Consider the following 22,339-nt stretch of genomic DNA (forward strand, 5'->3'; position numbering starts at 1 on the left):
TGTTAACAGTTAACAATGTGATCTGACCACATTTTAAACTTCGATATTATCAATCAGGCGGGTATTGCCCAAAGCAGCAGCCGCCAGTATCACCAATGCAGCAGTGGTATCTGTCGCTGGTACTAAGGTCTGGCGATTGGAGATATTAATGTAATCCGCTTTAAAACCAGCAGCAGCAAGTTGCTGTTTTGCTTGTTGCTCCAAAGTACGTAAATCGCTGAAGCCTTGATTTAACTGCTGTTTCATCCACTGTAAAGTGCGGTACAAAGCCGGTGCTGTAGCGCGTTGTTCTGCTGTCAAATAACCATTGCGAGAACTTAATGCCAAACCATCTTCAGCTCTGATTGTGGGAACCCCAATGATTTCAATAGGCATAGAGAGGTCAATCACCATCTGGCGGATAATAGCCAGTTGCTGATAATCCTTCTGACCGAAACAAGCGATGTCAGGCTGTACCAGATTAAATAGTTTGGTGACTATGGTCGATACACCACGGAAATGCCCGGCACGACTGGCGCCGCAGTGATAATCGCCCAAGAGCGGCACTTCGACATAAGTCTGCACATCCAAACCCCTGGGGTAGATCAGTTGTGGTGTAGGAGTGAACACCGCATCTGCGCCATGTTCAGTTAAACCCTGACAATCCTGTTCTAAAGTGCGGGGGTATTTGTCCAAATCTTCATTGGCACCAAACTGCATTGGATTGACAAAAATACTGACAATGACTCTGTCGGCATGTTGCCTCGCCGTGTCTACTAACTGCAAATGACCTTTATGCAAGTTGCCCATGGTGGGCACAAAAGCAATACGTTCGCCAGCTTGACGCCATTGACGTATTAAAGCACGTAGCTGGGCTATATCCTGAATCATTAACATAGGAAGCTGACCTTAAAAGCTATGTTCTGGACCAGGAAACTGGCCTTGTTTTACATCCTGAATGTATTTGCCGATGGCTTGTTTAATTTCGCCGGTTTCCTGCAGGAAGTTCTTGGAGAATTTTGGAATATAGCCAGAGCTGATGCCTAATAAGTCATGCATCACTAAAATCTGACCATCCGTTTCTTTGCCCGCACCTATGCCAATCACTGGTATCACCAGAGCTTTGGATATACGTTCAGCTAAAGCCGAAGGAATGCATTCAACCACCAAAAGCTGAGCACCGGCTTCCTGCAAGGCTATTGCCTGTTGCACCATTAAATCAGCGGCTTGTTCATCGCGGCCTTGGACTTTAAAACCACCAAATACATGCACAGACTGAGGAGTTAAGCCTAAATGGCCACAAACCGGAATACCACGTTCAGTCAGTGCCTTGATGGTAGGCAATAAGAAATCACCACCTTCGAGCTTGACCATATTAGCGCCGGCTTGCATCAGTGGTGTAGCGTTTTGCATCGCTTGTTCCACTGTGGCATAACTCATAAAAGGCATATCGGCAATGACAAAAGCCAAAGGCGCACCAGCTCGGACGCAGCGGGTGTGGTACGCAATTTCAGCTGTGGTTACAGGAAGAGTATCGCTATGGCCCTGTAACACCATACCCAAAGAGTCACCAATCAGAATGACTTCAACTCCGGCATCGGCAAACAATTTAGCGAAACTGGCATCATAGGCCGTTAAGGCGGTAATTTTTTCGCCTTTTTGTTTCAACTTCAGCAATTGAGCAGTGGTAATTTTTGCCATTTTTCTCTCATCCGACCACAAGGGAATAATTCGGGGCGCACCTTGGCATAAAACCAAGTGTTGTGCAAGTTATCCATTTTCTATATAACCAAGTAACTTGGAGTTGCAGGGCGGCGACAAGCCAGTGAGACCCCAGGAGCATAGTAAACCTATGTGACTGGGGCGAGATGGCTCAGTCAACAAAGCTGCAGCTTCAAGTACGACGGTTATAGACGACTCAGGCCATTGCGCGGCACAGTGGCCAGTAGTTCTGTCAGCAAAGTGCCATCAGGTAATACCAGGCTCAAGTTTAGTTCTGCCAGCGGATAAAGCACAAACTCACGCACCTTCATGCCGTAATGCGGCACTGTTAAACGTTCTGTCTGAATGCTGTCATCACCAAACAGCAGAATATCTAAATCCAGAGTGCGCGGGCCCCAGCGTTCATCTTTGCGCTGCCGGCCTTGTTCCAGTTCAATCTGTTGTAACTGGGTCAGCAAATCGTCGGCAGATAAGCGGGTGCTCAGCAAAGCCACGGCATTAACATAATCCGGCTGATCCTGTGGCCCCATAGGTTTGGAGCCATAAAAACCAGATACTTTTACCAGTTCAGTCTCTTTGATGTTCTGCAAGGCCAATACAGCACGTTCTAATTGCTGGACAGGCTGGTTCAAATTAGCTCCCAGCCCGATATATACAAGTGTATCAGCCATTGGCTGCAGGGCCTGGTGGGCGGCGTTTAGTCGGCGGGCGACGACGACGTGGCCGGCGTTCAATGCCTTCTTTACCGAGGTTTTGCACTAAAATTTCACGGCCTGCTTCGTCATCTGATTGGAATCGTTGCCACCAGTTGGCGAGCTCCAGTAATTCGCCACCTTCAGCCTGAGCACGAAGTTGTAAAAAGTCATAGGCGCCACGGAACTTCACCTGTTCCATCAACTTAAAGGCACGACGGCCAGCACGTTTGCTTAACCGACTTTGCAGGAACCAGATGTCTTTAATCGTCAGGCTAAAACGTTTTGGAATAGCAATAGAACGTTGCACTTCATCCAGCACTTCCATCATGGCAATGTTCAGCGCATCGACTTCATTTAAGCCACTTTCAACCAGCAATTTTTCTGCACGTTGTTCTACCGGATACCATAACAATGCAGCAAAGGTGAAAGCCGGAGTCACAGGTTTATCAATGGCGATACGTTGATCCGTATCCTGCATGGCTTTAGTGATCAGATTAAACACTTTGCCACTACTGTCCTGCTTTAATACTTTAGCCAGTTGTGGCAACAGCTGTTTCAGAATACCCAAATCGTTCAGCATCACGAAGTTGTCAAAGGCTTTTCCAGCCATAAATAACTTGAGGAATTCTTCAAACAAACGGGCGGCCGGAATGTTTTTCAAAAGCACAGCCAGCTCTTTAATTGGCTCTTTGCTTTCTGCTGCTATGTCCATATTCAGCTTGGTAGCAAAACGCACAGCACGCAGCATCCGCACCGGATCTTCGCGGTAACGGGTTTCAGGATCGCCAATAAGCTCAATTTTACGTGCTGCTATGGCTTCAATGCCGTTGGCAAAATCGTAAATGGCAAAGTCAGCGACTGAGTAGTACAAGGCATTGATGCTAAAGTCGCGACGTTCAGCGTCTTCTTCAATAGTGCCGTAGACGTTGTCACGTAAAATCTGGCCTGCATCACTTTGGCTGGCTTTAGGGCTGGTTTCATCATCGCCTGTATGGTGGCCACGAAAGGTAGCGACTTCAATCACTTCACGGCCAAACACCACATGAGCTAAACGGAAACGGCGGCCAATCAGGCGGCTATTTTTGAACACCTGGCGGACCTGTTCAGGGTGCGCATTGGTCACTACGTCAAAATCTTTTGGTTTTAAGCCAAGCAGAATGTCACGAATACAGCCACCGACCAGATAGGCTTCATAACCGGCATCTTTTAAGCGATACAATACTTTTAATGCATTGGGGCTGATGTCTTTGCGCGACACAGAATGAGCATCACGGGAGATTTTTTTCAGCTCTGGCAGAATGGACTGACGGCTTTTTTTGGGTTGAGCAACGCTCTCAACGCTTTTGCTGCCAAGGGTGCGGCGGCAAAAATCCAGGACTCGCGAAATAATGGCAGTACTCCTTGTGAGCATCTATAAATGAACTCGATGAAAAAAGCGGCTAATGATACCGCAGCAGCTGGAAAAATAGAATGTGCGGCCTGATGCTTTATAAAAAATCTGCGGCTTTTTGTTCGTTTTGTGTCGGTATTTGTCTGATTTGCCAGTGAGAAGCAGCCCAAGCCAGTAATTCTTTGGCATCAGCCCCTGCTAATTCCGCTGGCGGCGGATGACCCAAAAAACACAAAACTGCAGTTAAGGTCTGACTGACCGGCCAGAATTCTACTGCTGGTGCGTAGTTTTGTTTACTAAGTTTAAAGCCAGGTTCAGTCACAGCCAAAGGCAAATGCAGATAATCAGGTGCGGCTGCGCCGAGTAAATGAAACAGTGCTTGTTGTCTGCTGGTCAGGTCAATTAAATCTGCACCACGCACTACTTCAGTAATGCCCTGATCCATGTCATCGACCACCACCACCAACTGATAAGCAAATAAGCTATCACGGCGTTTTAAAATATAATCTTCAGTGGCAAGAGTGGCTGGGATTTGTATTTCCCCTGCCAATTTGTCGATAAAACTTGTGTCTGTGGCAGGCGCTTTTAAGCGCCATGCAAGCGTGCCTTCAGCCAGATTTTTGTCACGGCAAAAGCCATCATAACCTTGCCCCAGACCTTGAATACGGGATCTGTTGCAGTTGCAGGCGTAGGTGAGTTGTTGCTGTTTTAATAGATCCAGTACCTGCTGGTAGCGTTCTAATCTCTGACTTTGTACCCAGACGTCGCCATCCCAGAACAGCTGATAACGCTCTAAAGTACGTAAAATGCCGTCGGCTGCACCAGCTTGCATACGGGGTGTATCTATATCTTCCATCCGCACCAGCCATTGGCCTTGTTGGGATTTGGCTTGCAGATAGCTGCCCACAGCGGCAATGAGGGATCCAAAATGCAAAGGGCCGGATGGCGATGGCGCAAACCGGCCCCTGTAAGCAGGAGGTACAACAGGCATCATTAACCGCCCAGTTGTTTTTCCTTGATTTCAGCCAGTGTCTTACAGTCGATACACATATCGGCGGTAGGACGGGCTTCTAAACGTTTGATACCAATTTCGATACCACAGGTGTCGCAGTAACCAAAGTCTTCGTCTTCGATTTTCTGCAGAGTTTTTTCAATCTTTTTCAGTAATTTACGTTCGCGATCACGAGCGCGTAATTCCAGACTGAACTCTTCTTCCTGAGCAGCACGATCCACTGGATCCGGGAAGTTTGCTGCTTCATCGGCCATATGGTTTTTGGTGCGATCCACTTCTTCACGTAACTGTTGACGCCATGCGTCCAGAATGCGGCGGAAATGGTCCAGCTGTTTTGGGTTCATGTATTCTTCGCCTTGCGCGGCCTGATATGGCTCTACGCCAGCAAGGGCTAACAGTCCCAAGGTTTTTACGGTTTTGCCTTCTGGCATGATCATCTCCTGTAAAACAGTGCCAAGCAAAAAGTTGGCGGCTAGTGATAGCAGAAAAATATGACAGCTGCAATCACTATTAAAAAAGCCGCCGAAGTATACAGAGCAGAACAGCCTGCGTCACCTTTTTTCCTGTTGTCTACAAATTTGGCTGGTTTAAAAAAGAAACACTCTAAACCGCCCAAAGCCAGCTTGGGAAGCATTGTTCTGTACTACCTAAACTAACTTGTTAAAAACAGAAGATTTTTACCACTTGTCTTTGTTAAAGTAAGGCTCTTTTTCTGACCAAAAGGCAGGCTGATATGGCCATTGAATGGATTATTGCTTATTTGCTGCTGGGCGCCGCAGTAGGTTTTTTTGCTGGATTATTAGGGGTTGGCGGTGGCGGTATTATGGTGCCCGTACTAACAGCTTTATTTCTAGCACAGCAATTTCCGGCTGAATTGTCTGTGCATATGGCGCTGGCGACTTCAATGGCGGCCATTATTGTCACTTCCTTTTCCAGTATGCGCAGTCACCAAAAGCATGGTGCTGTGTTATGGCCAGTGGTCTGGAAATTAACTCCGGCTATATTAATAGGCACAGTGGCTGCCGCTTATCTGGCGGCTGCTTTATCTTCTTTGGCCTTGGCGATATTTTTCTGCTGTTTTATGAGCTACGTCGCAGTGCAAATGCTGCTGAATATCAAACCCAAAGCCAGCAGGCAATTGCCGGGAGTAGTTGGCTTTAGTCTGACAGGTTTAGTTATTGGTGCTGTCTCTGCTTTAGTGGCTATAGGCGGTGGCTCTTTGACTGTGCCTTTTTTAACCTGGTGTAATGTCAAAATTCAGCAGGCCATTGGCACTTCTGCCGCCGTAGGTTTACCTATAGCTATCAGTGGTACCTTAGGCTATTTCCTCGCCGGTGCTTCGACAGACGCTGTGTTGCCAGACTACAGTCTGGGCTATGTGTACTTACCCGCTATGCTGCTGATTGCTGCAGTCAGTTATTTTACTGCGCCGCTTGGCGCTTCGCTGGCGCACCGTTTGCCAGTGGCTACTTTAAAGAAAGTATTTGCTGCCTTGCTTATCGCATTAAGCGCTAAAATGTTACACAGCGTCTTAAGCTCTTAAAGGGCTGTGAAGGCCTGTGATACACTCGGGCTGATATGTTATCCGGGCTTTAAATCCAGAAATAAAGAGAATAAAAACTATGTCTGATCTGATCCAAATTCGTTTAAGTCGTGCTGCTGCAGATGCCAAATGGGGCAAAAATGTGCTGCTGACACCAGACACAACTGGCTATCAATTGCATGTGAAAGCCGCTGATTTACGCGCTGTGCAAAAAGCCGGTCGCCAACTGGACGCTTTAGGCATTCAACAATTTCAACTGGCAGGTGATGGCTGGACTGTCGATAGCCAGTGGGCTTTGTATCAGGGGTTTTGTAACGCGAAAAAGCTTGGCGCTATTGGCTGGACAGGCACTGAAGCTGAACAGCAACAGTTGCAGCAATTGCACCAAACCTTTAGTTGGGCTAAATCCATTATTAATCAGACGCCTGAAGATTTAGCTCCTGTGGCTTTGGCTGAGCAGGCCCTGGCTTTTATCAGCTCCATTGCACCTGCAGGTACAGTATCCAGCGAGATTATTGAGGGCTCAGCTTTGTTAGAACAGGGCTGGGTAGGTATTCATGCGGTCGGTCGTGGCAGTGAGCGGCCTCCCGCCATGTTGGTGCTGGATTACAACCCTACAGGAAAAGCTGACGCTGCTGTGTTTGCCGCTTTAGTAGGTAAAGGCATTACTTTTGATTCGGGCGGTTATTCGATTAAAGCCAGCGAAGGCATGGTCACCATGAAATGTGATATGGGCGGCGCAGCCACAGTCACAGCAGCTTTAGCTTTGGCGATATTGCAGGGTTTAAACAAAAGAGTGCAGCTGATTTTATGCTGCGCTGAAAACCTGATCTCAGGTGGCGCTTTTAAATTGGGCGATATTCTGACCTATAAAAACGGCGTCACTGTAGAAATTGTTAATACGGATGCGGAAGGCCGTTTAGTGCTGGCTGATGGTTTACAAAAAGCGGCAGAAGCGGCACCTGAACTCATTATTGATGCAGCTACGTTAACGGGCGCAGCCATGAATGCTTTAGGTTCTGAATACAATGCAGTGTTTGCTTTGGATAAAGCTTTAGCACAACGGGTTTTAGGATATGCCGAACAAGTGCAGGAAGGTGCCTGGCAATTGCCGCTGGAGAAATGGCACCAAGGCCAATGTCCTTCACCTTATGCTGATACGGCCAACAGCCGACCGGTGAAAGGCGGTGGTACAGGTGGCGCCAGCAATGCCGCAGGTTTTTTAAGCCGTTTTGTACCGAACGATGGCAAAGGCTGGGTGCATTTAGATTTAGCTGCTGCTTTTCATAACTCAGCCAATGGTTTTTGGGCCGCTGGCGCTACAGGTATGGGCATCCGTTTAGTAGCACAAACCCTTACACAGGAATAATTGTTGGCTAATTGCTGTTTAAGGCAGCAGTTAGCTGCATAAAGTTTGTTTCTGGCTTCGGTTCAACGAAAAAAGCAGCTAAGATAAGGCTGCTTTTTGTTTTTTGCGAGACCTGATTTGTTACCTGTTGCAGAGATTTGCCCAAGGCTGGTTCAGAGCCTGAAACAGCACAACAAAGTGATTTTATCTGCACCGCCTGGTGCTGGTAAATCAACCTACCTACCCCTGTATTTACTTAACGATGCTGATTTTGCAGGCAAAACTATTTTGCTGTTAGAGCCGAGACGGCTGGCGGCTAAAAGTATTGCCAGTTATCTGGCCAGCCAGTTGAACGAAGCCGTGGGTCAGCAGGTAGGCTATCAAATCCGCCATGAAAAAAATTTCAGCAAAAATACCCGATTATTGATAGTCACAGAAGGGATATTAATCCGAAAAATTCAGCAGGATCCAGAGCTTACAGCTATAGACCTGATTATATTTGATGAATTTCATGAACGCTCCTTGCAAGCCGATTTAGCTTTGGCTTTGGCGCTGGAAGTGCAGCAACTGAATACTGAGTTGCAACTGCTGATTATGTCTGCGACTTTAGATCAGCAAAAACTTGCAACGGCTTTAGATGCACCTGTGCTTAGCAGTGAAGGTCGCAGTTATCCGGTTGAGATCCTGTATCAGCCGCCGAGCTCTGAACCCATCTGGTTACAAAGTGCCAGATTAAGTCTGCAAGCCAGCCAAAAACATCAGGGCAGTATTCTGACCTTTTTACCTGGCCAGCGTGATATTAATCAGGCAAAGGACTGGTTATTGGAGCAAAGCAGAGACAGCAACTTAGATATTTATGCTTTATCCGGTGCTTTAACTTTAGCTGAGCAGCAGCAAGCCATAGCACCAAGTCCGGCAGGGCGGCGTAAACTGGTGCTGACCACTAATATTGCTGAAACCAGTCTGACTATTGAAGGTATTCAGGTGGTAGTGGATTCGGGTTGGTGTCGTCAGGCTGTGTATCATCCGAAACATGGTTTAACCAGGCTCGATACTGTCGCTATCAGCCAGGCTGCTGCTATTCAAAGAGCGGGTCGGGCGGGGCGTTTATCGGCCGGTATTTGTTATCGCCTTGACAGTGCCGAGTTATGGCAGCGCCGTATTGCGTACACTCCGGCTTCAATACTGCAATCGGATTTAACTTCGCTGCTGTTAGAAATCTCGGCCTGGGGCTGTTCAGCAGAGCAACTCTTCTGGTTGGATCAACCGCCACAAGCCAACTTGAAATCTGCAGCCTGGGTGTTGTTGCAACTGAAAGCCATCACGAACAAAGGCCAAATCACCGACTTTGGCAGGCGGTTGTTAGCTACAGGGACTGAACCCAGACTAGCCGCTTTAGTGCTGCATGGTAAAGAGTTGGAACAACAAGGTGAGCAAGGTGCAGCCTGGTTAGCTGTGGTGCTGGCAACTCTGCTGGAAAACCCAAACCGCAGCCGGGAGCAGGATATCGACCAGTTACTACAGCAACCCTTGTATGGCGCTTTATTGCAACAGGCAAAACAACTGGCACAGCAGAATCAAATTAAAGTCAGTGCTTTTTTACCACAGCATTTAACAGCCGCCTTATTAAGCCGGGCTTTTCCCGACAGGATCGCGTTATTAAGGGGGAAAGGTTATCTGCTAACCAACAGTGCCGGTGCTTCGTTGTTTCCGGACAGCCCTTTAGCTGGTGCTGAAGTACTGGTGATCTGTGATTTGTATTTTGGTCAAAGTACCCAAATTAGTCTGGCAGCTCGCTGGAGTATGGCAGGGCTGATAAAGGAGTGGCAGGCTGATTTACAACAACAGCAGTATGTGGGTTTTGATGCTCAACAAGGGCGTTTTATCGCAGAGCAACGTTTAACACTAGGCAGCTGCGTGCTGGAACGTAAACCACTGAATCTCAAACTAACAGAAGTACAGCAGCAACAGGCCTGGCTGGATTGGTTAAAACAGCAGGGTTTGCAGTCTTTGGCCTGGACAGATCAAGCCCTGCAGCTGCGCTACAGGCTGCAGCTTATGCAAGTTGATATGCCTGAACATCAGTTGCCCAAGGTGGATGAAGATAGCTTGTGGGCTGATGCTGACGTTTGGTTAGCACCAGCTTTGGGTAAATTTACAAAGTTGAATGATTTGAATAAGTTAGATCTTTATACTTTATTGTGGCAACGTTTAACTTACCAGGAACAACAGTTGCTCAATAGCTGTATGCCAGACAGTTGGCGTTCAGCGACAGGCTCTATGATCCCTGTGAGTTATAGCGAGGAAGGGGAGGCTATTTTGTCGATCCGTATTCAGGAAATGTTTGGCCAACTTCAGACCCCCACTGTTGCAAAGGGGCGAAGAGCCATGAAGATTCATTTATTGTCACCGGCGCGTCGACCACTGCAGGTAACGCAGGATTTGGCAAGTTTCTGGGCGAACAGTTATTCCGACGTAAAAAAAGAAATGAAAGGTCGTTACCCTAAACACTATTGGCCTGATAATCCAGCAGAGGCCATGCCGACTAATAAAACTAAAAAAGCTATGCAAAAATGACCCAAACAAAAAGCCGTGCACCCAGAAAAAAAACTGTTGCCAAACACCCGAGGAGTCCAGGCTTCGCCCGGCAGATGCTTTGGTTTGGACTGAAATTAGGCCTGGTGCTACTGTTGACCTTGTTTATCTATCTGATTTACTTGGACAGCAAAATTACCACTTTGTTTTCTGGTAATAAATGGCAATTTCCGGCCCAGGTTTATGCCAGAAGTCTGGAGATCATACCTGGTAAGAATTTGACGAAAAAGCAGTTGGTCAGCGAACTGGACTTGTTGCAATACAGAGCTGTGACTGCAGTAAAAGGGCCAGGGCAATACAGCCAAAATGGCGAGCAAGTTGTTGTTTTTCGTCGCGCTTTTCAGTTTGCTGATGGTTATGATCAGGAAGAGGTCTTTACTGTATCTTTTGCTGGTCAACGGGTGCATAGCATTTATGATCACCAGCTAAAGAAGTCGGTACAAAAAGCCAGGATAGAGCCCCAACTGGTGCAGCATCTGGTGTCCTCTGCGCAGGAAGACAGAGAAATGGTATTTTTGGCGGATATGCCTGAGCATATCAAAGATGCGTTGCTGACTGTAGAGGATCGAGATTTTTATCAACATCATGGCGTCTCCCTCTGGTCTGTTGTTCGGGCATTCTGGGTCAATCTACAGGCTGGCAGAACAGTACAGGGTGGGTCGACTTTGACCCAGCAGTTGGCGAAAAATATGTATCTGACCTCAGACCAAACCTTGATCCGCAAAGTCAATGAAGCACTCATCGCATTGATCCTTGATTATCGTTACAGCAAAGATCAGATTCTTGAAGCTTATCTGAATGAAATATTTCTTGGCCAGTTTCATAACAATGCTGTGCATGGTTTTGGTCTGGCTAGTAAGTTCTACTTCGGTAAACCGCTCGATGAACTACTACCGGAAGAATATGCGTTGCTCGTGGCTATTGTTAAGGGGCCTTCCTATTACGATCCGCGCCGTTTTGGTGCCAGGGCCAAAGATCGTCGCGATCTGGTTCTGAAAATGTTACACAACGAGCGTCTGTTGTCGGACATTGAGTATAAGACGGCTATTAGCAAACCTTTAGCTGTGATCCCTATGGGTCAGCATTTAAAAGGTCGTTCACCTTCCTATTTAGACGCAGTAAAGCGTGAACTTAAAGAGCTTCTTGCCGATCAGAGTGTTATCGAAAAGGGCGTGAAAATTTTTACTTACATGGACCCTCAGGCACAGCTGGCCGCTGAAGATGCTGTTAAACAAAGGCTGTCTGCGCTCGATAGCAAACTGGAGGCAGCTATGGTGGTGACTGATTATCAGGCTGGAGCTTATAAAGCCATAGTGGGTGGTAAAGCAGTGCATTTTGCTGGCTACAACAGAGCTTTAGATGCCCGCCGGCAAATTGGCAGTATAGTCAAACCCGTATTGTATTTGCAGGCTCTGGAAAAATCCGAGCAGTTTAGTCTGGCGACTATGTTGGACGACAGTCCTATTCACCTCAAAGGGAATCCGAAGAGCTGGAGTCCACAAAATTTTGATAAAAAGTTTCGTGGTCAGGTCCCTTTGATCCAGGCTTTGTCTGAGTCGTTAAATGTACCCACAGTGCGTTTGGGTTTAAAACTGGGTTTACCCGCATTAAAAGATGGCTTTCAGCGCCTTGGGCTGGAGCGTGAACTGAAACTTCAGCCTTCAGCTTTTTTAGGTGCAGTAGAGCTAACGCCAGCTGAAGTGGCACAGTTGTATCAAGTTATTGCCAACAAAGGGCTTTATATAAAATTAGCCAGTATAGAGTCAATTACCAAAACAGACGGTACTATGCTGTATGAACGCAGAAACATTCGGCAACAAAGAGTTACAGAAGAAGCGAATTACCTGTTGCAGTATGCAATGCAACAAAGCACCCGCAGTGGTACGGGCAAGGTACTGGCGAATCAGTTTCCAGGCATACGTTTTGCGGGAAAAACCGGAACATCCAGCGATCATAAAGACAGTTGGTTTACAGGTTTTGAGCATGAAACCTCTATTACTATCTGGTTAGGAAGAGATGATAATAAATCTATAGGTTTGACTGGGGGGTCGGGAGCTTTAACGCTATTTAGTCATTACTTCAGACGTGTGCCTGCTAATTCTTTGTTCAGGGCTGTACCACCAGATATTGCGCTAGGACGCTTTTCTGCAACTACAGGTCGAGCCGTGGCTGACTACTGTGATGGAACCCTGTTGTTGCCAAAAGTTGTCAATACGACACTAGCTACAGAATGCGAATAAACGGGAATTAATAACCTATGTCGTTCAAGCCAGATAAACAGTTAAAAGTTGAAGAGTGGTGGTATTTGCCACAGCTGGATAAGCTGGCAAAGCTCAACAGCAAAATGGAGGTGTGCGAACAGGCTGACCTTGATCATTTGTGTCAAAGTGTACTGAACTTTTTTTTGCTGAATCCTGGCCGTTTGATTAGTAAAGAAGAGTTGTTAAGAGAAGTGTGGCAAATGACCGCTGTTACGGATGGTCGTGTGGCCAGAGTGATCAGTATTCTGCGCGATGTGCTGGGTGATAGCGTTAAAGCGCCCCGTTACATCGAAACTATCCCAAAAAGAGGCTACCGTTTTATTGCTAAAGTGATAGAGCAGGAGCAACTGATAGCCCAGGGCTCTGCTTCAGATGAAGAGCCAGAAAGCGTAGCTGAGAGAAAACAAAACCAGCTTTGGTGGCTTGGTTTGACAGCCGCAACCTTGTTTGTAGCTATTTTTGTCAGTTGGTTTTTCTGGCCTGCTACAGACCTTGCCGATGATCAGGTGCCTTTTGTCAACTGGAGCCCTGTTTCTTCTAAAGATGGTTTTGAATATTACCCGGCCTTATCCGCCGATTTAAATTTTTTGGTGTACAGTTATAAAAAAGATAAAAACTCACCTAATGTATTGATGTTACAAAATTTGAAAAACCATCAAACGCAACAGTTGACCAACAGTGATGCCGATGATTATGGCGCCAGTTTCCGACCTGATGGCAAAGCCATCGCTTATCAACGACTAAAATACAGAGAATACTGTGAAATACGCTTACTGAGCTTTGAGGGCGAGCCCGGCCAGTCTGACTGGACTGATGAGTTATTAACTAATTGCGGTAACAGCAGTGTTTCAAGCCGTATATCTTGGGCTGCCGATGCTCGCTCGTTAATTTATACCAGCGATGAAAATAGCCCTCAGCGTATGGCCATTTTTTCTTTAGATTTAACTTCAAAAAATAAAACTCAGCTGGTTTTACCTGACAACAGTGGCATGGGCGATTTTACCGCTCGTTATTCACATAGCGGTGATAAAATTGCATTTTTACGCGATGTCGCCAGCAACTCAGTGCAAATCTGGTTAAAAGATTTAGTCAGTGGTGAAACTTCCTTAATTCTACATTTAAAAGACAGCTACCCAGGTGATATAGCCTGGAGTAAAGACGACCAGTTGATTTATTACCCCGCGAAGAAATGGAACATCGAAGCAGTAGCCGTAAAAAGCGGTATAACTAAAACTGTGGCTTTAACTGACAATCAAGCTTATGAGATTTTGCTGGGTAAACATGGTGAGTTCTACGGCACTATTGGTTTATATGGTAACTATCATATTAAAAAGTCTAATAATCCAATTTTAAATAATATCGCCTCCGATATTGTCGTATTTAAATCTAACCGTAGCGAACGACAAGTTGAAGCAAATCCTCTCAGTGCAGGGCCTACTGCTATTGCTTCGAAGCGTACGGGATTAGCTCAGATATGGTTGTTCTATCCTGATGGTGAGCAGTTGATGGTGAGTAACTTTACGAATTCTGTCTTGATTTCTGAGATGAAGTTTTCTCCTGATGGAAGAAAATTACTAGCGTTAATAGATCAGCAGGTTTGGTTATTCGATCTAAAAGGGAACTCTCATCCTATTAGCAAACCAGGCGAGGTCGTAAAAAATATGACATGGGGCAAAGCGGCCGATACTGTTTTTTATACTATTCAGCAAAAGGGCCGTTGGCAGTTGATGCAATACTCTTTAGTTCAGAAGCAGCATGCTATTCCTTATTTAGACGGTATAGATTTTTATTTACAAAGCCGTAACGGGGAATACCAGCTTAAACGAAGTGCTTCCGACGGTATCTATGTATTAGTTTCCAAATTAGGAGAAGAAAAACTACCAGCAGAGTTGCAGCGTTTGTTAGTTACTGAGGCAACGATAGTGTTGTGGGACAATGGGATTTACTTTTCGAGCGTTAATACTGAACAGCAAAGCCAGATCTATTTTTATTCATACAACACTAAAAAAATTACACCTTTGGGCTTGATGTCAGATCTTTACTCTTCCAGATTTTCATTAAGCCATGACGGGCAGTTTATTTTTATGGTGGTCGGCGAGACTAAAGATGTGGATATAGCAAAATTAGAGTTAAAAACCACAAAATAATCATAAATTTATAATTTTTTCATCAGTTTATAGAGACTTTTCAACAGGATACTGGTTTGGTCAAATTCAACCAACTAACTGGGAAGTCACAAAATGAAAGTTACTAAATTCATTCTAGCTGTTACTTTTACGGCGTCAGTATTTTTCGTCACAGAACAAGAACCCGTTATAGAAAAAAATGTAGCTCAAGATATAGCTGGAGTATGTCCAGCGTGGCCAATTTGTCGAGGAGAAGTTAAAGTAGATGAACTTTCATTGGATTCGATGATGCAGGAATCTTTGATAAATAGTTCAGAAGCTTGAATACAACACCTCTCTACTTTTCGTCTGAATTGGTTATAATCCGCCTACTTAGTTATGTAGGCGGACCCTTATGCATTATACGGCAGACTACCTGACCTTTGGTCAATGGCGGTATCTGCGTTCCATAGGACAATTACAGTCTCTGTCAGCTGCTGCTGATCCGGAGGTATTGACCTTGGAACCTCGTCTGCATAAGTTGCTTAACTTCTTTCTTGATCACAAAGATCTGGTGCTAAGCCGGGAAGAATTGCTTACTGGAGTCTGGGGCGAAGGCCTGGGATCAGATGAGTCTTTGAGTCGTGCTGTTGCAGCACTGCGGCGTGTATTGAATGACAGTAGAGTTAAACCTTTTTACATTGCCACTTTGTCTAAAAAAGGCTATTGCTGGCAAGCTGCTGTAACGCAACTGGAGGTCCCTCCTGAGCCAGTTCAAGAACGAGTTCCTGCAGAGCCTCTGGATTTAATCAGTACTCAAAAAGCTATAGAAAAGTGGCAAATTAAAAAGTTATCTAAGCTCAAGCGTATTCGCTATATCTGGTTAAGTACTTTAGTTTTATTACTTTTTAGTTTTGCTTTTGCGTTGCTACTAAACAAAATGAACGAAAAAGCAGCTCTGCCTCGTTATCTGCAGGTGAGTCCGGTCAGTGCGCTGGATGGTAAAGAACAGACTCCCTTATTATCTGCAGATCGATCCTTAGTTGTATTCCAACATCAAGCTTCAGACAGTCTGGATTGGTATTGGGTGGTGCAACAACTCGTTTCCATGCAAAGTCTTCAGGATGAGCAAAGGTATCAGCAGCTCTCTCAGCCTCAATGGGCGAATTCAGAGCAAATCGTATTTCGTGCTCAGCAGCAACAGCACTGCGCTTTCTGGCGAAAAACAGTGAAACACAGATTCGATGCTGCCATCCCTTTATTTTCCTGCCATCAGTTTATTGCGCAGGGGCAGGCTATGACGTCCGAGGGATTGTATTGGCTCGATTTAGATCCCGCAACAGGGCAAAGTCAACTCTGGTTATGGCAACAAGATAGCTCTCAGCGCTTATTAATGACTTTTCCCGGCCACTGGCGTGGAGTCAGTCATTTAATAGTCAAAGACAAAAAAGCCTATGCTATTGCGCAGTTTGGGTATAGCTACTCGGCGCTTCTGGAGCTTGATCTTTCTGAGTTAGATTGGCGAATTGTCACAGAGTTTGATTTCTCAGCCAATCAACTTGCTTGGTGGGGGGATAATGATGTTTTGGTGAATAAATCTGTCCGTCAGTTACAGGTATTGTCGTTACGTACCGGCAACAGTAGGGTCTTTGGCGAAATGGCTGTTAATTTGGCCGACAGCTCGGTTTGGCAAAACTCTTTATTGGGCACTTATCCTGCACAGGCTGCGACCGACTTGCGTCAGCTTGACTGGCAAGAACAAAACAACAAACTGGTGGCCTTACCTTTTGTCGACAGTAACAGGTCAGATTATCTTTTAGTCACACATCAGGAACAGTATTTTTTTGTATCAGAGCGCTCTGGTTTACCTCAGCTGTGGCGCTCAAAAGGACCAGTGACGGAGCAAATCAGTCAATTTGACACTGAATACCAGATTGAACAGTTGTTATGGTTTGAAGGGAATTTAGTTGTGCGGATTGACCGACAGTTGTTCTATTTTTCAGATGGTCAATTAAAGCCTTTTATGCAAAAAATGGTCGGAAGTGAGAATTTTGTGGTCTGTGCAGATACCCTATACTGGATATCCAGAAACAAGCAAAGTTGGGCCTTGTATCAGTTGCAACAGGGGAATGTGAGCGAAGTTGTAAAAGATGTGGTTAATGTGCAGTGTGGACCAGAGAGCAGCTTGTTGTTGCAGCAGCAAAACTCTGCTTATGTAAAACAATGGCGACAAGGCCAAATTTTTACATTACCGATCCAAATCAGTTGGCGTACTACTGAACCTGCAGCCTGGGCCAGTACTGCAGCGGGCTTATATTGGTTGTCTGATAGTGGTAAAACGTTAAATTATTACGATTGGCGTGACAAGTTACAGCAAAAATGGCCTTTGGTAGAACCTGCTCAGGCTTTGGTCTACGGTAATGGTGCTTTATTTGTGCAGCAATTCAGGGCTCAGGATACAGACATTGTCTGGTTGCATCCTGAGCCTGCTGAATAAATAAAAGATCCTAATTTTTGATATATCACTCTAGGTTATTCAGTCCCGGCTTAAGGCTGCTTTAAATATTCGATATACCAGCCATCCGCTAAGGCTTTAGTAAAAAAATTTTCTCTGTGATACTTCTTTTATCTTCCAGATGAATATCGGGATTAAACTCAGCTATTACAGCAGGTTGGTAACTATAAGCCATATAAGCGCCTGCTCCGGCAAAAAAGAAATCCCATTCAGTAATATACACTGAACATTCAGCGGTGCCGTCCTGATGCAAGGACATATCTTCTTTGTCTATGTCTTCCAATAACTGGTCTGAACTCGGGATAATGAGTGTCGCCTTTTTTCGATTTAATGAATTAAATCAACGAAGTAAAATTATTGCGTCAAGCAAACAAAGTCTATTCAGTGGCACGGCTTATCCCAAGTTCAGGTTAGTTAAGCTTTCAACTGAATAAAGGCTTTTTTAGCTGCTGCTATGGTGTAAGCCAAATCTTCATCAGAATGAGCTATAGACAAGAAGCCTGCTTCATAAGCTGAAGGTGCCAGGTACACACCCTGCTCTAACATCAGATGGAAAAAACGTTTAAAGGCAGCGATATCACACTGAGTGGCTTGCTGATAGTTGGTGATTTGCGCTTCATTGCTGAAAAACACACCAAACATGCCACCGACCTGAGTGGTCGCCAGCGGTATACCCACTTCTTTGGCAACAGCGGCCAAACCTTCAATCAACTGAGTGGTTTTGGCTGTTAATAGATCATAGACGCCAGGCTTACGGATTTCGGTCAGCGCAGCTAAACCAGCCGCCATAGCAATAGGATTACCTGACAAAGTGCCAGCCTGATAGACGCCACCTAAAGGCGCTATATGCTGCATAATGTCGCGACGGCCACCAAAAGCGCCGACTGGCATACCACCACCTATAATTTTGCCTAAAGTGGTCAGGTCAGGTTTGATGTTGTAATAAGCCTGAGCGCCACCTAAAGCCACCCGGAATCCTGTCATTACTTCATCAAAAATCAGCACAGCACCATACTGGTCACACAGTGCCCGTAAACCTTCTAAAAAGCCGGGCGCTGGTGGAATGCAGTTCATATTGCCTGCAACTGGCTCGACGATAATACAAGCCAGATCAGCGCCTTGTTCGGCGAAAATCTGTTTCACCTGCTCTAAGTTATTAAACTCTGCTGTTAAGGTGTATTTAGCGAAATCAGCAGGTACGCCAGGTGAATTAGGCACACCCAAAGTTAAAGCGCCTGAACCTGCTTTGACCAATAAAGAGTCGGCATGACCGTGGTAACAACCTTCGAATTTTAAAATGCTGTTGCGACCGGTAAAACCTCGGGCTAAGCGAATAGCGCTCATGGTGGCTTCTGTGCCTGAGCTGACCATACGGACCATTTCCATGCTGGGCACTAATTCGCAAATGGTTTCTGCCATGGTGATTTCTGCAGGGCAAGGCGCACCAAAACTTAAGCCTTTTTCCGCCGCTTTAATCACAGCTTCACGGATAGCAGGGTGGTTATGACCCAGCAACATGGGGCCCCATGAGCCTATGTAGTCGATGTACTTTTTGCCATCGACATCGTATAAATAAGCGCCATTCGCGCTGTCGATAAATACCGGCGTACCGCCGACGCTTTTAAAAGCGCGAACCGGAGAATTGACACCACCTGGAATAGTTTTTTGCGCTTGCTGAAATAACTGTTCTGACTTGGACATAAAAGATCCTTAAAACTAAACCTTTAAAAGAACGCCGGGCGCAAAGCCCGACTCAAAATGGATGAGAGTTGGCTTGCGGTTTATTTGTTGCTGTACCAGGGCACTTCGCGTTCGTATTTAGTCACCAACTGCTCCACACCTAAGGTCAACGCAAACAGGGCCATACGCACTAAAACGCCGTTATCTGCCTGACGGAAAATAGCCAGGTGAGGGTTCAGGTTTAAGTCGTTGTCCAACTCATTGGCTTCACTACGAGAATCCCTTGGCAACGGATGCATAATCACCGTATTGGATTTACAGTGTTTGGTATAAATATCCTGATTTAAGCGAAACTTACCGCGGTATTTATTGGCTTCTTCCTGCGATGGAAATCGCTCTTCCTGAATACGGGTCTGATACACAATATCAGCGTTTAAGTTGCCAGCCAGTTGGTCGGTCACTGTCACTCTGTGGCCGGCGTTTTCAATCAGCGACACTATATCGTCCGGCATCGCCAGTTCATTCGGCGCTATCAGAGTAAATTGAATATTTTTATACAATGCCAGTAATTTGGATAGCGAGTGCACTGTACGTCCAAACTTTAAATCACCAATCATGGCAATGTGCATACCATCTATAGGTTGCTGCGACGCTGCCAGCTCTTTTTCGATAGTAAATAAATCCAGCAAAGCCTGGGTGGGGTGTTCGTTGGCACCATCACCGCCGTTTAATACCGGAACCCGGCTGCCTTCAGCAAACTCAGCCACTGAACCCGCTTGTGGGTGACGCATTGCAATCACATCGCTGTAGCTACTGATCACCCTGGCAGTATCAAACAAAGATTCTCCTTTGGATAAAGCCGAAGACTGCATACCTGTAGTTTCACGAACCTCGCCACCGAGTAAGTTAAAAGCACAACCAAAGCTGACCCGGGTTCTGGTGCTGGGCTCAAAAAACAGGTTACCTAAAATGGCACCGTCAAGCACAGTAGTGCGCTTTTGGCGTTTGGCGTAAGGTTCCATGCTACGAGCTATATCGAAAACCTGCTGAATTTTGTCACGGTCAAACTGTTTAACGGAGAGGATATGTTCGCCTTTAAAGCTCATACTGGGTGCTCATCTGCTAGAGGTTGCGGGGCGCCGAAACTGGCTGAAAGTCGGCGCGTATCATAGCAAACAAGCCGCTTAAAATCAGCCTAGAGCGGCTTCAAAATCGCCAGAAAAATAATGGCAAAAAGTAACAGCACCGGAAACTCGTTAAAAAAACGGTAAAATTTACTGCTTTTACTGTTTTTACCCTGCTTAAAATCATTCAACAGCTTAAAACAGTAACCATGATAAGCATAAAGCAAAATCACCAGTAGCAGTTTGTAATGCAACCAGCTACTGGCTGCAAACCAGGCAGCGCCGTATAAATGGATCAGCCAAAGCCCAAATACCAAAGTCAGCACAGCAAAAGGCGTGACGAAATAGAGTAGTCGCCTTTCCATCACTTTAAATTGAGCATCAACGGCAGGATCTGTGGTTTCTGCATGATAGACAAAAAGCCGGGGTAAATAAAAAATTCCGGCAAACCAAGCCACCATAAAACTTACATGCAAGGCTTTAATAATAAGTAATGTATTCATCAGATTAGATTGTTCTGTTTAGTTAATAGGGCGCGGACTTGCTCCCAACGGATCAGGCCAAGCAGTTGTTTCGGTTGTTCTGGGTCAAAAATATACACTACTCCACCTTTTTGTTCATCCAGCAGGGTATGTACTTCAGCCATAGTTGCCTGATGGCTCAGTCCTTGGATAGGCTGATGCAGCAAGGTGGACTGTCCAGTCATAGAGGCGTCGAGATCGTAATCAATGAGCAGGAAAGGTCGCTCTGGATTGTCTGTGGCCTGAATAAGCAACTGATGCGCTGGTTTTTCGGTCAGAATAGCTTCAATTTTGTCTTCTTCTGAAGCGGATAGCACCACATATTCTTTATCCAGCATGGCCAGCACACCGACTTTTTGCAGCACATCATCAGCTGGTGCCAGTTTATAAGGTAACTGTTGCAGTTCCAGTTGCAGAACGAAGATGGATTTGTTTTTAAACAGCTGTACTGTGGTGACATAAGCGCAGGTAATTACCAGCATGGCAGGCACTATAATATCCGGGTTATAGGATAACTCCATCACAGCGACTAAAGCGGCCAAAGGCGCATGTAAAGTGGCGGCCATAAAGCCCGCCATTCCTAACGTGGCATAAGTGCCAGATAAACTGGCATCTCCTGATACAAACACAGGTAAAAAGGCCAATAAAGTACCAGCCAGTATACCTATACCAAAAACCGGACCTATCACACCTCCCGGCACCGCCAGGCCTACAGCAACTATGGTTAACAGAAATTTCGCTAATAGAATAGTCAACAATAACCAAAACTCAGTGGATGCGGTAACAGCATAAAAGATTGCGCCTGTTTCAGCGCCCATTGCCTGAGGGACCAAGTGACCCACAGCTGCTGTTATAGCTGCAGCCAATAATAGTTTGAGAGCTAAATGCCACTTCTGAAACCACTTTAAAATACGCCAGATACTCTGGTTAAACACATAAGCGGCAGCGCCTATGGCGATACCGCAAAGCACCAGATAAGGCAGATGCCAGCCACTAATAGAGACAATTTTCAACGCGGCCAGATCATTGCCCATGCCAAAAACGCCACGGGTCAATAAAGCGCCGACCACAGAGGCCAGCATTACAGGCACAAACACATGAATACGGTATTCCCGTAACACCACTTCCATCACAAAGATCACAGCAGCAAGGGGGGTATTAAAAGACGCTGAGATAGCAGCTGCGATTCCACAGCCAGCCAGAATTCGGATACTGTTGTATGGTAAACGAAGATATTGCCCAAGCAAGCCGGCACCAAAAGCGCCCAAATGTACTGAAGGGCCCTCACGCCCAACGGAGAAACCACTGGTCAAGGCGATAATGCCACCAAAAAATTGGTTAAAGGTATTCCAGAAAGGCATGACGCCATAGCGCGTTTTGATGCGATGGATCACATAGGCTATACCTACACGATAATGTGAAAGCCCGACCAGCATCGCCATCACACTGATCAGAAAAGCGGCAACAAAAGGTAAAACCCAGCGATAGCCCTCAGCTATGCCGGAAAAGTCATCAGTGCGTTCTAAAAAGAAACTTTGGATACCAATAATAGTCAGACGAAACAGCAAAATGATAAAGGCGGCTAAAAAACCAGCTATTATGGCCAGCAGGCAAAGCTGAACTGACGTAAGTGGGAAAGCTAACCTGAGTCGTAATTTTGCTTGCCAGTCTGCAGGTAGTAACATGCTATAGTGTCTGAATCTGAGATAAGTGAAGTGTAACATATACTTAAAGTAATTGAAGTTGCAGTATGACGACAAATGAAAGAGTCCCTCTAGCATAAAAGTCCCATGTGATTGAGGGAACAGATTGCTGGCAGAAAGAGTTGCGGCTTTAAATCCGATGGGTG

18 protein-coding genes are annotated in these 22,339 nt (G+C 45.8%); 7 read left to right on the forward strand and 11 right to left on the reverse strand.

Going from position 1 to position 22,339, the window contains the following annotated elements:
• Window positions 1-33: 33 nt before the first annotated feature.
• The 6 genes from panC to dksA all read right to left on the reverse strand — a co-directional run bounded on the left by panC (window position 34) and on the right by dksA (window position 5,229).
• The gene (gene panC, locus EMM73_RS08120) at window positions 34-876 is read right to left on the reverse strand and encodes a pantoate--beta-alanine ligase (RefSeq protein WP_127685949.1); all 843 of its coding nucleotides are present in this window, start codon (window positions 874-876) and stop codon (window positions 34-36) included.
• Between the two features lie 12 nt (window positions 877-888).
• A complete protein-coding gene (gene panB / locus EMM73_RS08125; protein ID WP_008897234.1) occupies window positions 889-1,680 on the reverse strand; it encodes a 3-methyl-2-oxobutanoate hydroxymethyltransferase in 792 nt (263 codons plus the stop codon).
• Window positions 1,681-1,886: 206 nt separating this feature from the next.
• Window positions 1,887-2,372 (reverse strand): 2-amino-4-hydroxy-6-hydroxymethyldihydropteridine diphosphokinase, encoded by a 486-nt coding sequence (folK, locus tag EMM73_RS08130; RefSeq protein ID WP_127685950.1) that lies wholly within the window; start codon window positions 2,370-2,372, stop codon window positions 1,887-1,889.
• Entirely contained in the window at window positions 2,365-3,807 is a 1,443-nt protein-coding gene (pcnB, locus tag EMM73_RS08135) for a polynucleotide adenylyltransferase PcnB (protein WP_127685951.1), read from the reverse strand. The genes folK and pcnB overlap by 8 nt, the downstream gene beginning before the upstream one ends.
• A gap of 76 nt (window positions 3,808-3,883) precedes the next feature.
• Entirely contained in the window at window positions 3,884-4,780 is an 897-nt protein-coding gene (gluQRS, locus tag EMM73_RS08140; protein ID WP_127685952.1) for a tRNA glutamyl-Q(34) synthetase GluQRS, read from the reverse strand.
• Window positions 4,780-5,229, reverse strand: a complete 450-nt coding sequence (gene dksA, locus EMM73_RS08145) for an RNA polymerase-binding protein DksA (RefSeq protein ID WP_008897238.1) — start codon at window positions 5,227-5,229, stop codon at window positions 4,780-4,782. The genes gluQRS and dksA overlap by 1 nt, the downstream gene beginning before the upstream one ends.
• A gap of 302 nt (window positions 5,230-5,531) precedes the next feature.
• Here dksA and EMM73_RS08150 point away from each other — a divergent pair, with 302 nt between their 5' ends.
• The 7 genes from EMM73_RS08150 to EMM73_RS08180 all read left to right on the forward strand — a co-directional run bounded on the left by EMM73_RS08150 (window position 5,532) and on the right by EMM73_RS08180 (window position 17,147).
• Window positions 5,532-6,341, forward strand: a complete 810-nt coding sequence (locus EMM73_RS08150; RefSeq protein ID WP_127685953.1) for a sulfite exporter TauE/SafE family protein — start codon at window positions 5,532-5,534, stop codon at window positions 6,339-6,341.
• 79 nt (window positions 6,342-6,420) lie between these two features.
• Window positions 6,421-7,710, forward strand: a complete 1,290-nt coding sequence (gene pepB / locus EMM73_RS08155) for an aminopeptidase PepB (RefSeq protein ID WP_127685954.1) — start codon at window positions 6,421-6,423, stop codon at window positions 7,708-7,710.
• A 96-nt stretch (window positions 7,711-7,806) separates the two neighbouring features.
• Entirely contained in the window at window positions 7,807-10,266 is a 2,460-nt protein-coding gene (hrpB, locus tag EMM73_RS08160; protein WP_261373354.1) for an ATP-dependent helicase HrpB, read from the forward strand.
• A gap of 74 nt (window positions 10,267-10,340) precedes the next feature.
• Window positions 10,341-12,524: a penicillin-binding protein 1B gene (gene mrcB / locus EMM73_RS08165; RefSeq protein ID WP_261373355.1), complete on the forward strand. Its 2,184-nt coding sequence runs from the start codon at window positions 10,341-10,343 to the stop codon at window positions 12,522-12,524.
• A 17-nt stretch (window positions 12,525-12,541) separates the two neighbouring features.
• Complete coding sequence (locus tag EMM73_RS08170; protein ID WP_127685956.1) at window positions 12,542-14,692, forward strand: winged helix-turn-helix domain-containing protein; 2,151 nt, start codon at window positions 12,542-12,544, stop codon at window positions 14,690-14,692.
• 93 nt (window positions 14,693-14,785) lie between these two features.
• Window positions 14,786-14,995: a hypothetical protein gene (locus EMM73_RS08175; protein WP_127685957.1), complete on the forward strand. Its 210-nt coding sequence runs from the start codon at window positions 14,786-14,788 to the stop codon at window positions 14,993-14,995.
• 70 nt (window positions 14,996-15,065) lie between these two features.
• Window positions 15,066-17,147, forward strand: coding sequence for a winged helix-turn-helix domain-containing protein (locus EMM73_RS08180; RefSeq protein ID WP_127685958.1), 2,082 nt, complete (start codon window positions 15,066-15,068; stop codon window positions 17,145-17,147).
• Between the two features lie 88 nt (window positions 17,148-17,235).
• Here the strand turns inward: EMM73_RS08180 and EMM73_RS08185 are convergent, their stop codons facing one another.
• From EMM73_RS08185 to EMM73_RS08205, 5 genes are all read right to left on the reverse strand, one after another.
• Entirely contained in the window at window positions 17,236-17,448 is a 213-nt protein-coding gene (locus tag EMM73_RS08185; protein ID WP_261373356.1) for a hypothetical protein, read from the reverse strand.
• Between the two features lie 131 nt (window positions 17,449-17,579).
• Window positions 17,580-18,866 carry a glutamate-1-semialdehyde 2,1-aminomutase gene (gene hemL, locus EMM73_RS08190; RefSeq protein WP_127685959.1) on the reverse strand — a complete coding sequence of 429 codons (1,287 nt, stop codon included), beginning with the start codon at window positions 18,864-18,866 and terminating at the stop codon, window positions 17,580-17,582.
• Between the two features lie 80 nt (window positions 18,867-18,946).
• On the reverse strand, window positions 18,947-19,951 hold the full coding sequence (locus EMM73_RS08195) for an aspartate carbamoyltransferase (protein ID WP_127685960.1): 1,005 nt from the start codon (window positions 19,949-19,951) through the stop codon (window positions 18,947-18,949).
• A gap of 89 nt (window positions 19,952-20,040) precedes the next feature.
• On the reverse strand, window positions 20,041-20,472 hold the full coding sequence (locus EMM73_RS08200) for a CopD family protein (protein WP_127685961.1): 432 nt from the start codon (window positions 20,470-20,472) through the stop codon (window positions 20,041-20,043).
• A complete protein-coding gene (locus tag EMM73_RS08205) occupies window positions 20,472-22,175 on the reverse strand; it encodes a chloride channel protein (RefSeq protein ID WP_127685962.1) in 1,704 nt (567 codons plus the stop codon). Before EMM73_RS08205 ends, EMM73_RS08200 begins: the two co-directional genes overlap by 1 nt.
• Window positions 22,176-22,339: the final 164 nt, after the last annotated feature.

This window comes from Rheinheimera sediminis (genome assembly GCF_004005375.1).
Taxonomy (GTDB): domain Bacteria; phylum Pseudomonadota; class Gammaproteobacteria; order Enterobacterales; family Alteromonadaceae; genus Pararheinheimera.

What these genes read in the sequence shown, in the direction of transcription:
- panC (WP_127685949.1), bottom strand. Translation starts at nt 876, where the DNA reads ATGTTAATGATTCAGGATATAGCCCAGCTACGTGCTTTAATACGTCAA.
- panB (WP_008897234.1), bottom strand. Translation starts at nt 1,680, where the DNA reads ATGGCAAAAATTACCACTGCTCAATTGCTGAAGTTGAAACAAAAAGGC.
- folK (WP_127685950.1), bottom strand. Translation starts at nt 2,372, where the DNA reads ATGGCTGATACACTTGTATATATCGGGCTGGGAGCTAATTTGAACCAG.
- pcnB (WP_127685951.1), bottom strand. Translation starts at nt 3,807, where the DNA reads ATGCTCACAAGGAGTACTGCCATTATTTCGCGAGTCCTGGATTTTTGC.
- gluQRS (WP_127685952.1), bottom strand. Translation starts at nt 4,780, where the DNA reads ATGATGCCTGTTGTACCTCCTGCTTACAGGGGCCGGTTTGCGCCATCG.
- dksA (WP_008897238.1), bottom strand. Translation starts at nt 5,229, where the DNA reads ATGCCAGAAGGCAAAACCGTAAAAACCTTGGGACTGTTAGCCCTTGCT.
- EMM73_RS08150 (WP_127685953.1), top strand. Translation starts at nt 5,532, where the DNA reads ATGGCCATTGAATGGATTATTGCTTATTTGCTGCTGGGCGCCGCAGTA.
- pepB (WP_127685954.1), top strand. Translation starts at nt 6,421, where the DNA reads ATGTCTGATCTGATCCAAATTCGTTTAAGTCGTGCTGCTGCAGATGCC.
- mrcB (WP_261373355.1), top strand. Translation starts at nt 10,341, where the DNA reads ATGCTTTGGTTTGGACTGAAATTAGGCCTGGTGCTACTGTTGACCTTG.
- EMM73_RS08170 (WP_127685956.1), top strand. Translation starts at nt 12,542, where the DNA reads ATGTCGTTCAAGCCAGATAAACAGTTAAAAGTTGAAGAGTGGTGGTAT.
- EMM73_RS08175 (WP_127685957.1), top strand. Translation starts at nt 14,786, where the DNA reads ATGAAAGTTACTAAATTCATTCTAGCTGTTACTTTTACGGCGTCAGTA.
- EMM73_RS08180 (WP_127685958.1), top strand. Translation starts at nt 15,066, where the DNA reads ATGCATTATACGGCAGACTACCTGACCTTTGGTCAATGGCGGTATCTG.
- hemL (WP_127685959.1), bottom strand. Translation starts at nt 18,866, where the DNA reads ATGTCCAAGTCAGAACAGTTATTTCAGCAAGCGCAAAAAACTATTCCA.
- EMM73_RS08195 (WP_127685960.1), bottom strand. Translation starts at nt 19,951, where the DNA reads ATGAGCTTTAAAGGCGAACATATCCTCTCCGTTAAACAGTTTGACCGT.
- EMM73_RS08200 (WP_127685961.1), bottom strand. Translation starts at nt 20,472, where the DNA reads ATGAATACATTACTTATTATTAAAGCCTTGCATGTAAGTTTTATGGTG.
- EMM73_RS08205 (WP_127685962.1), bottom strand. Translation starts at nt 22,175, where the DNA reads ATGTTACTACCTGCAGACTGGCAAGCAAAATTACGACTCAGGTTAGCT.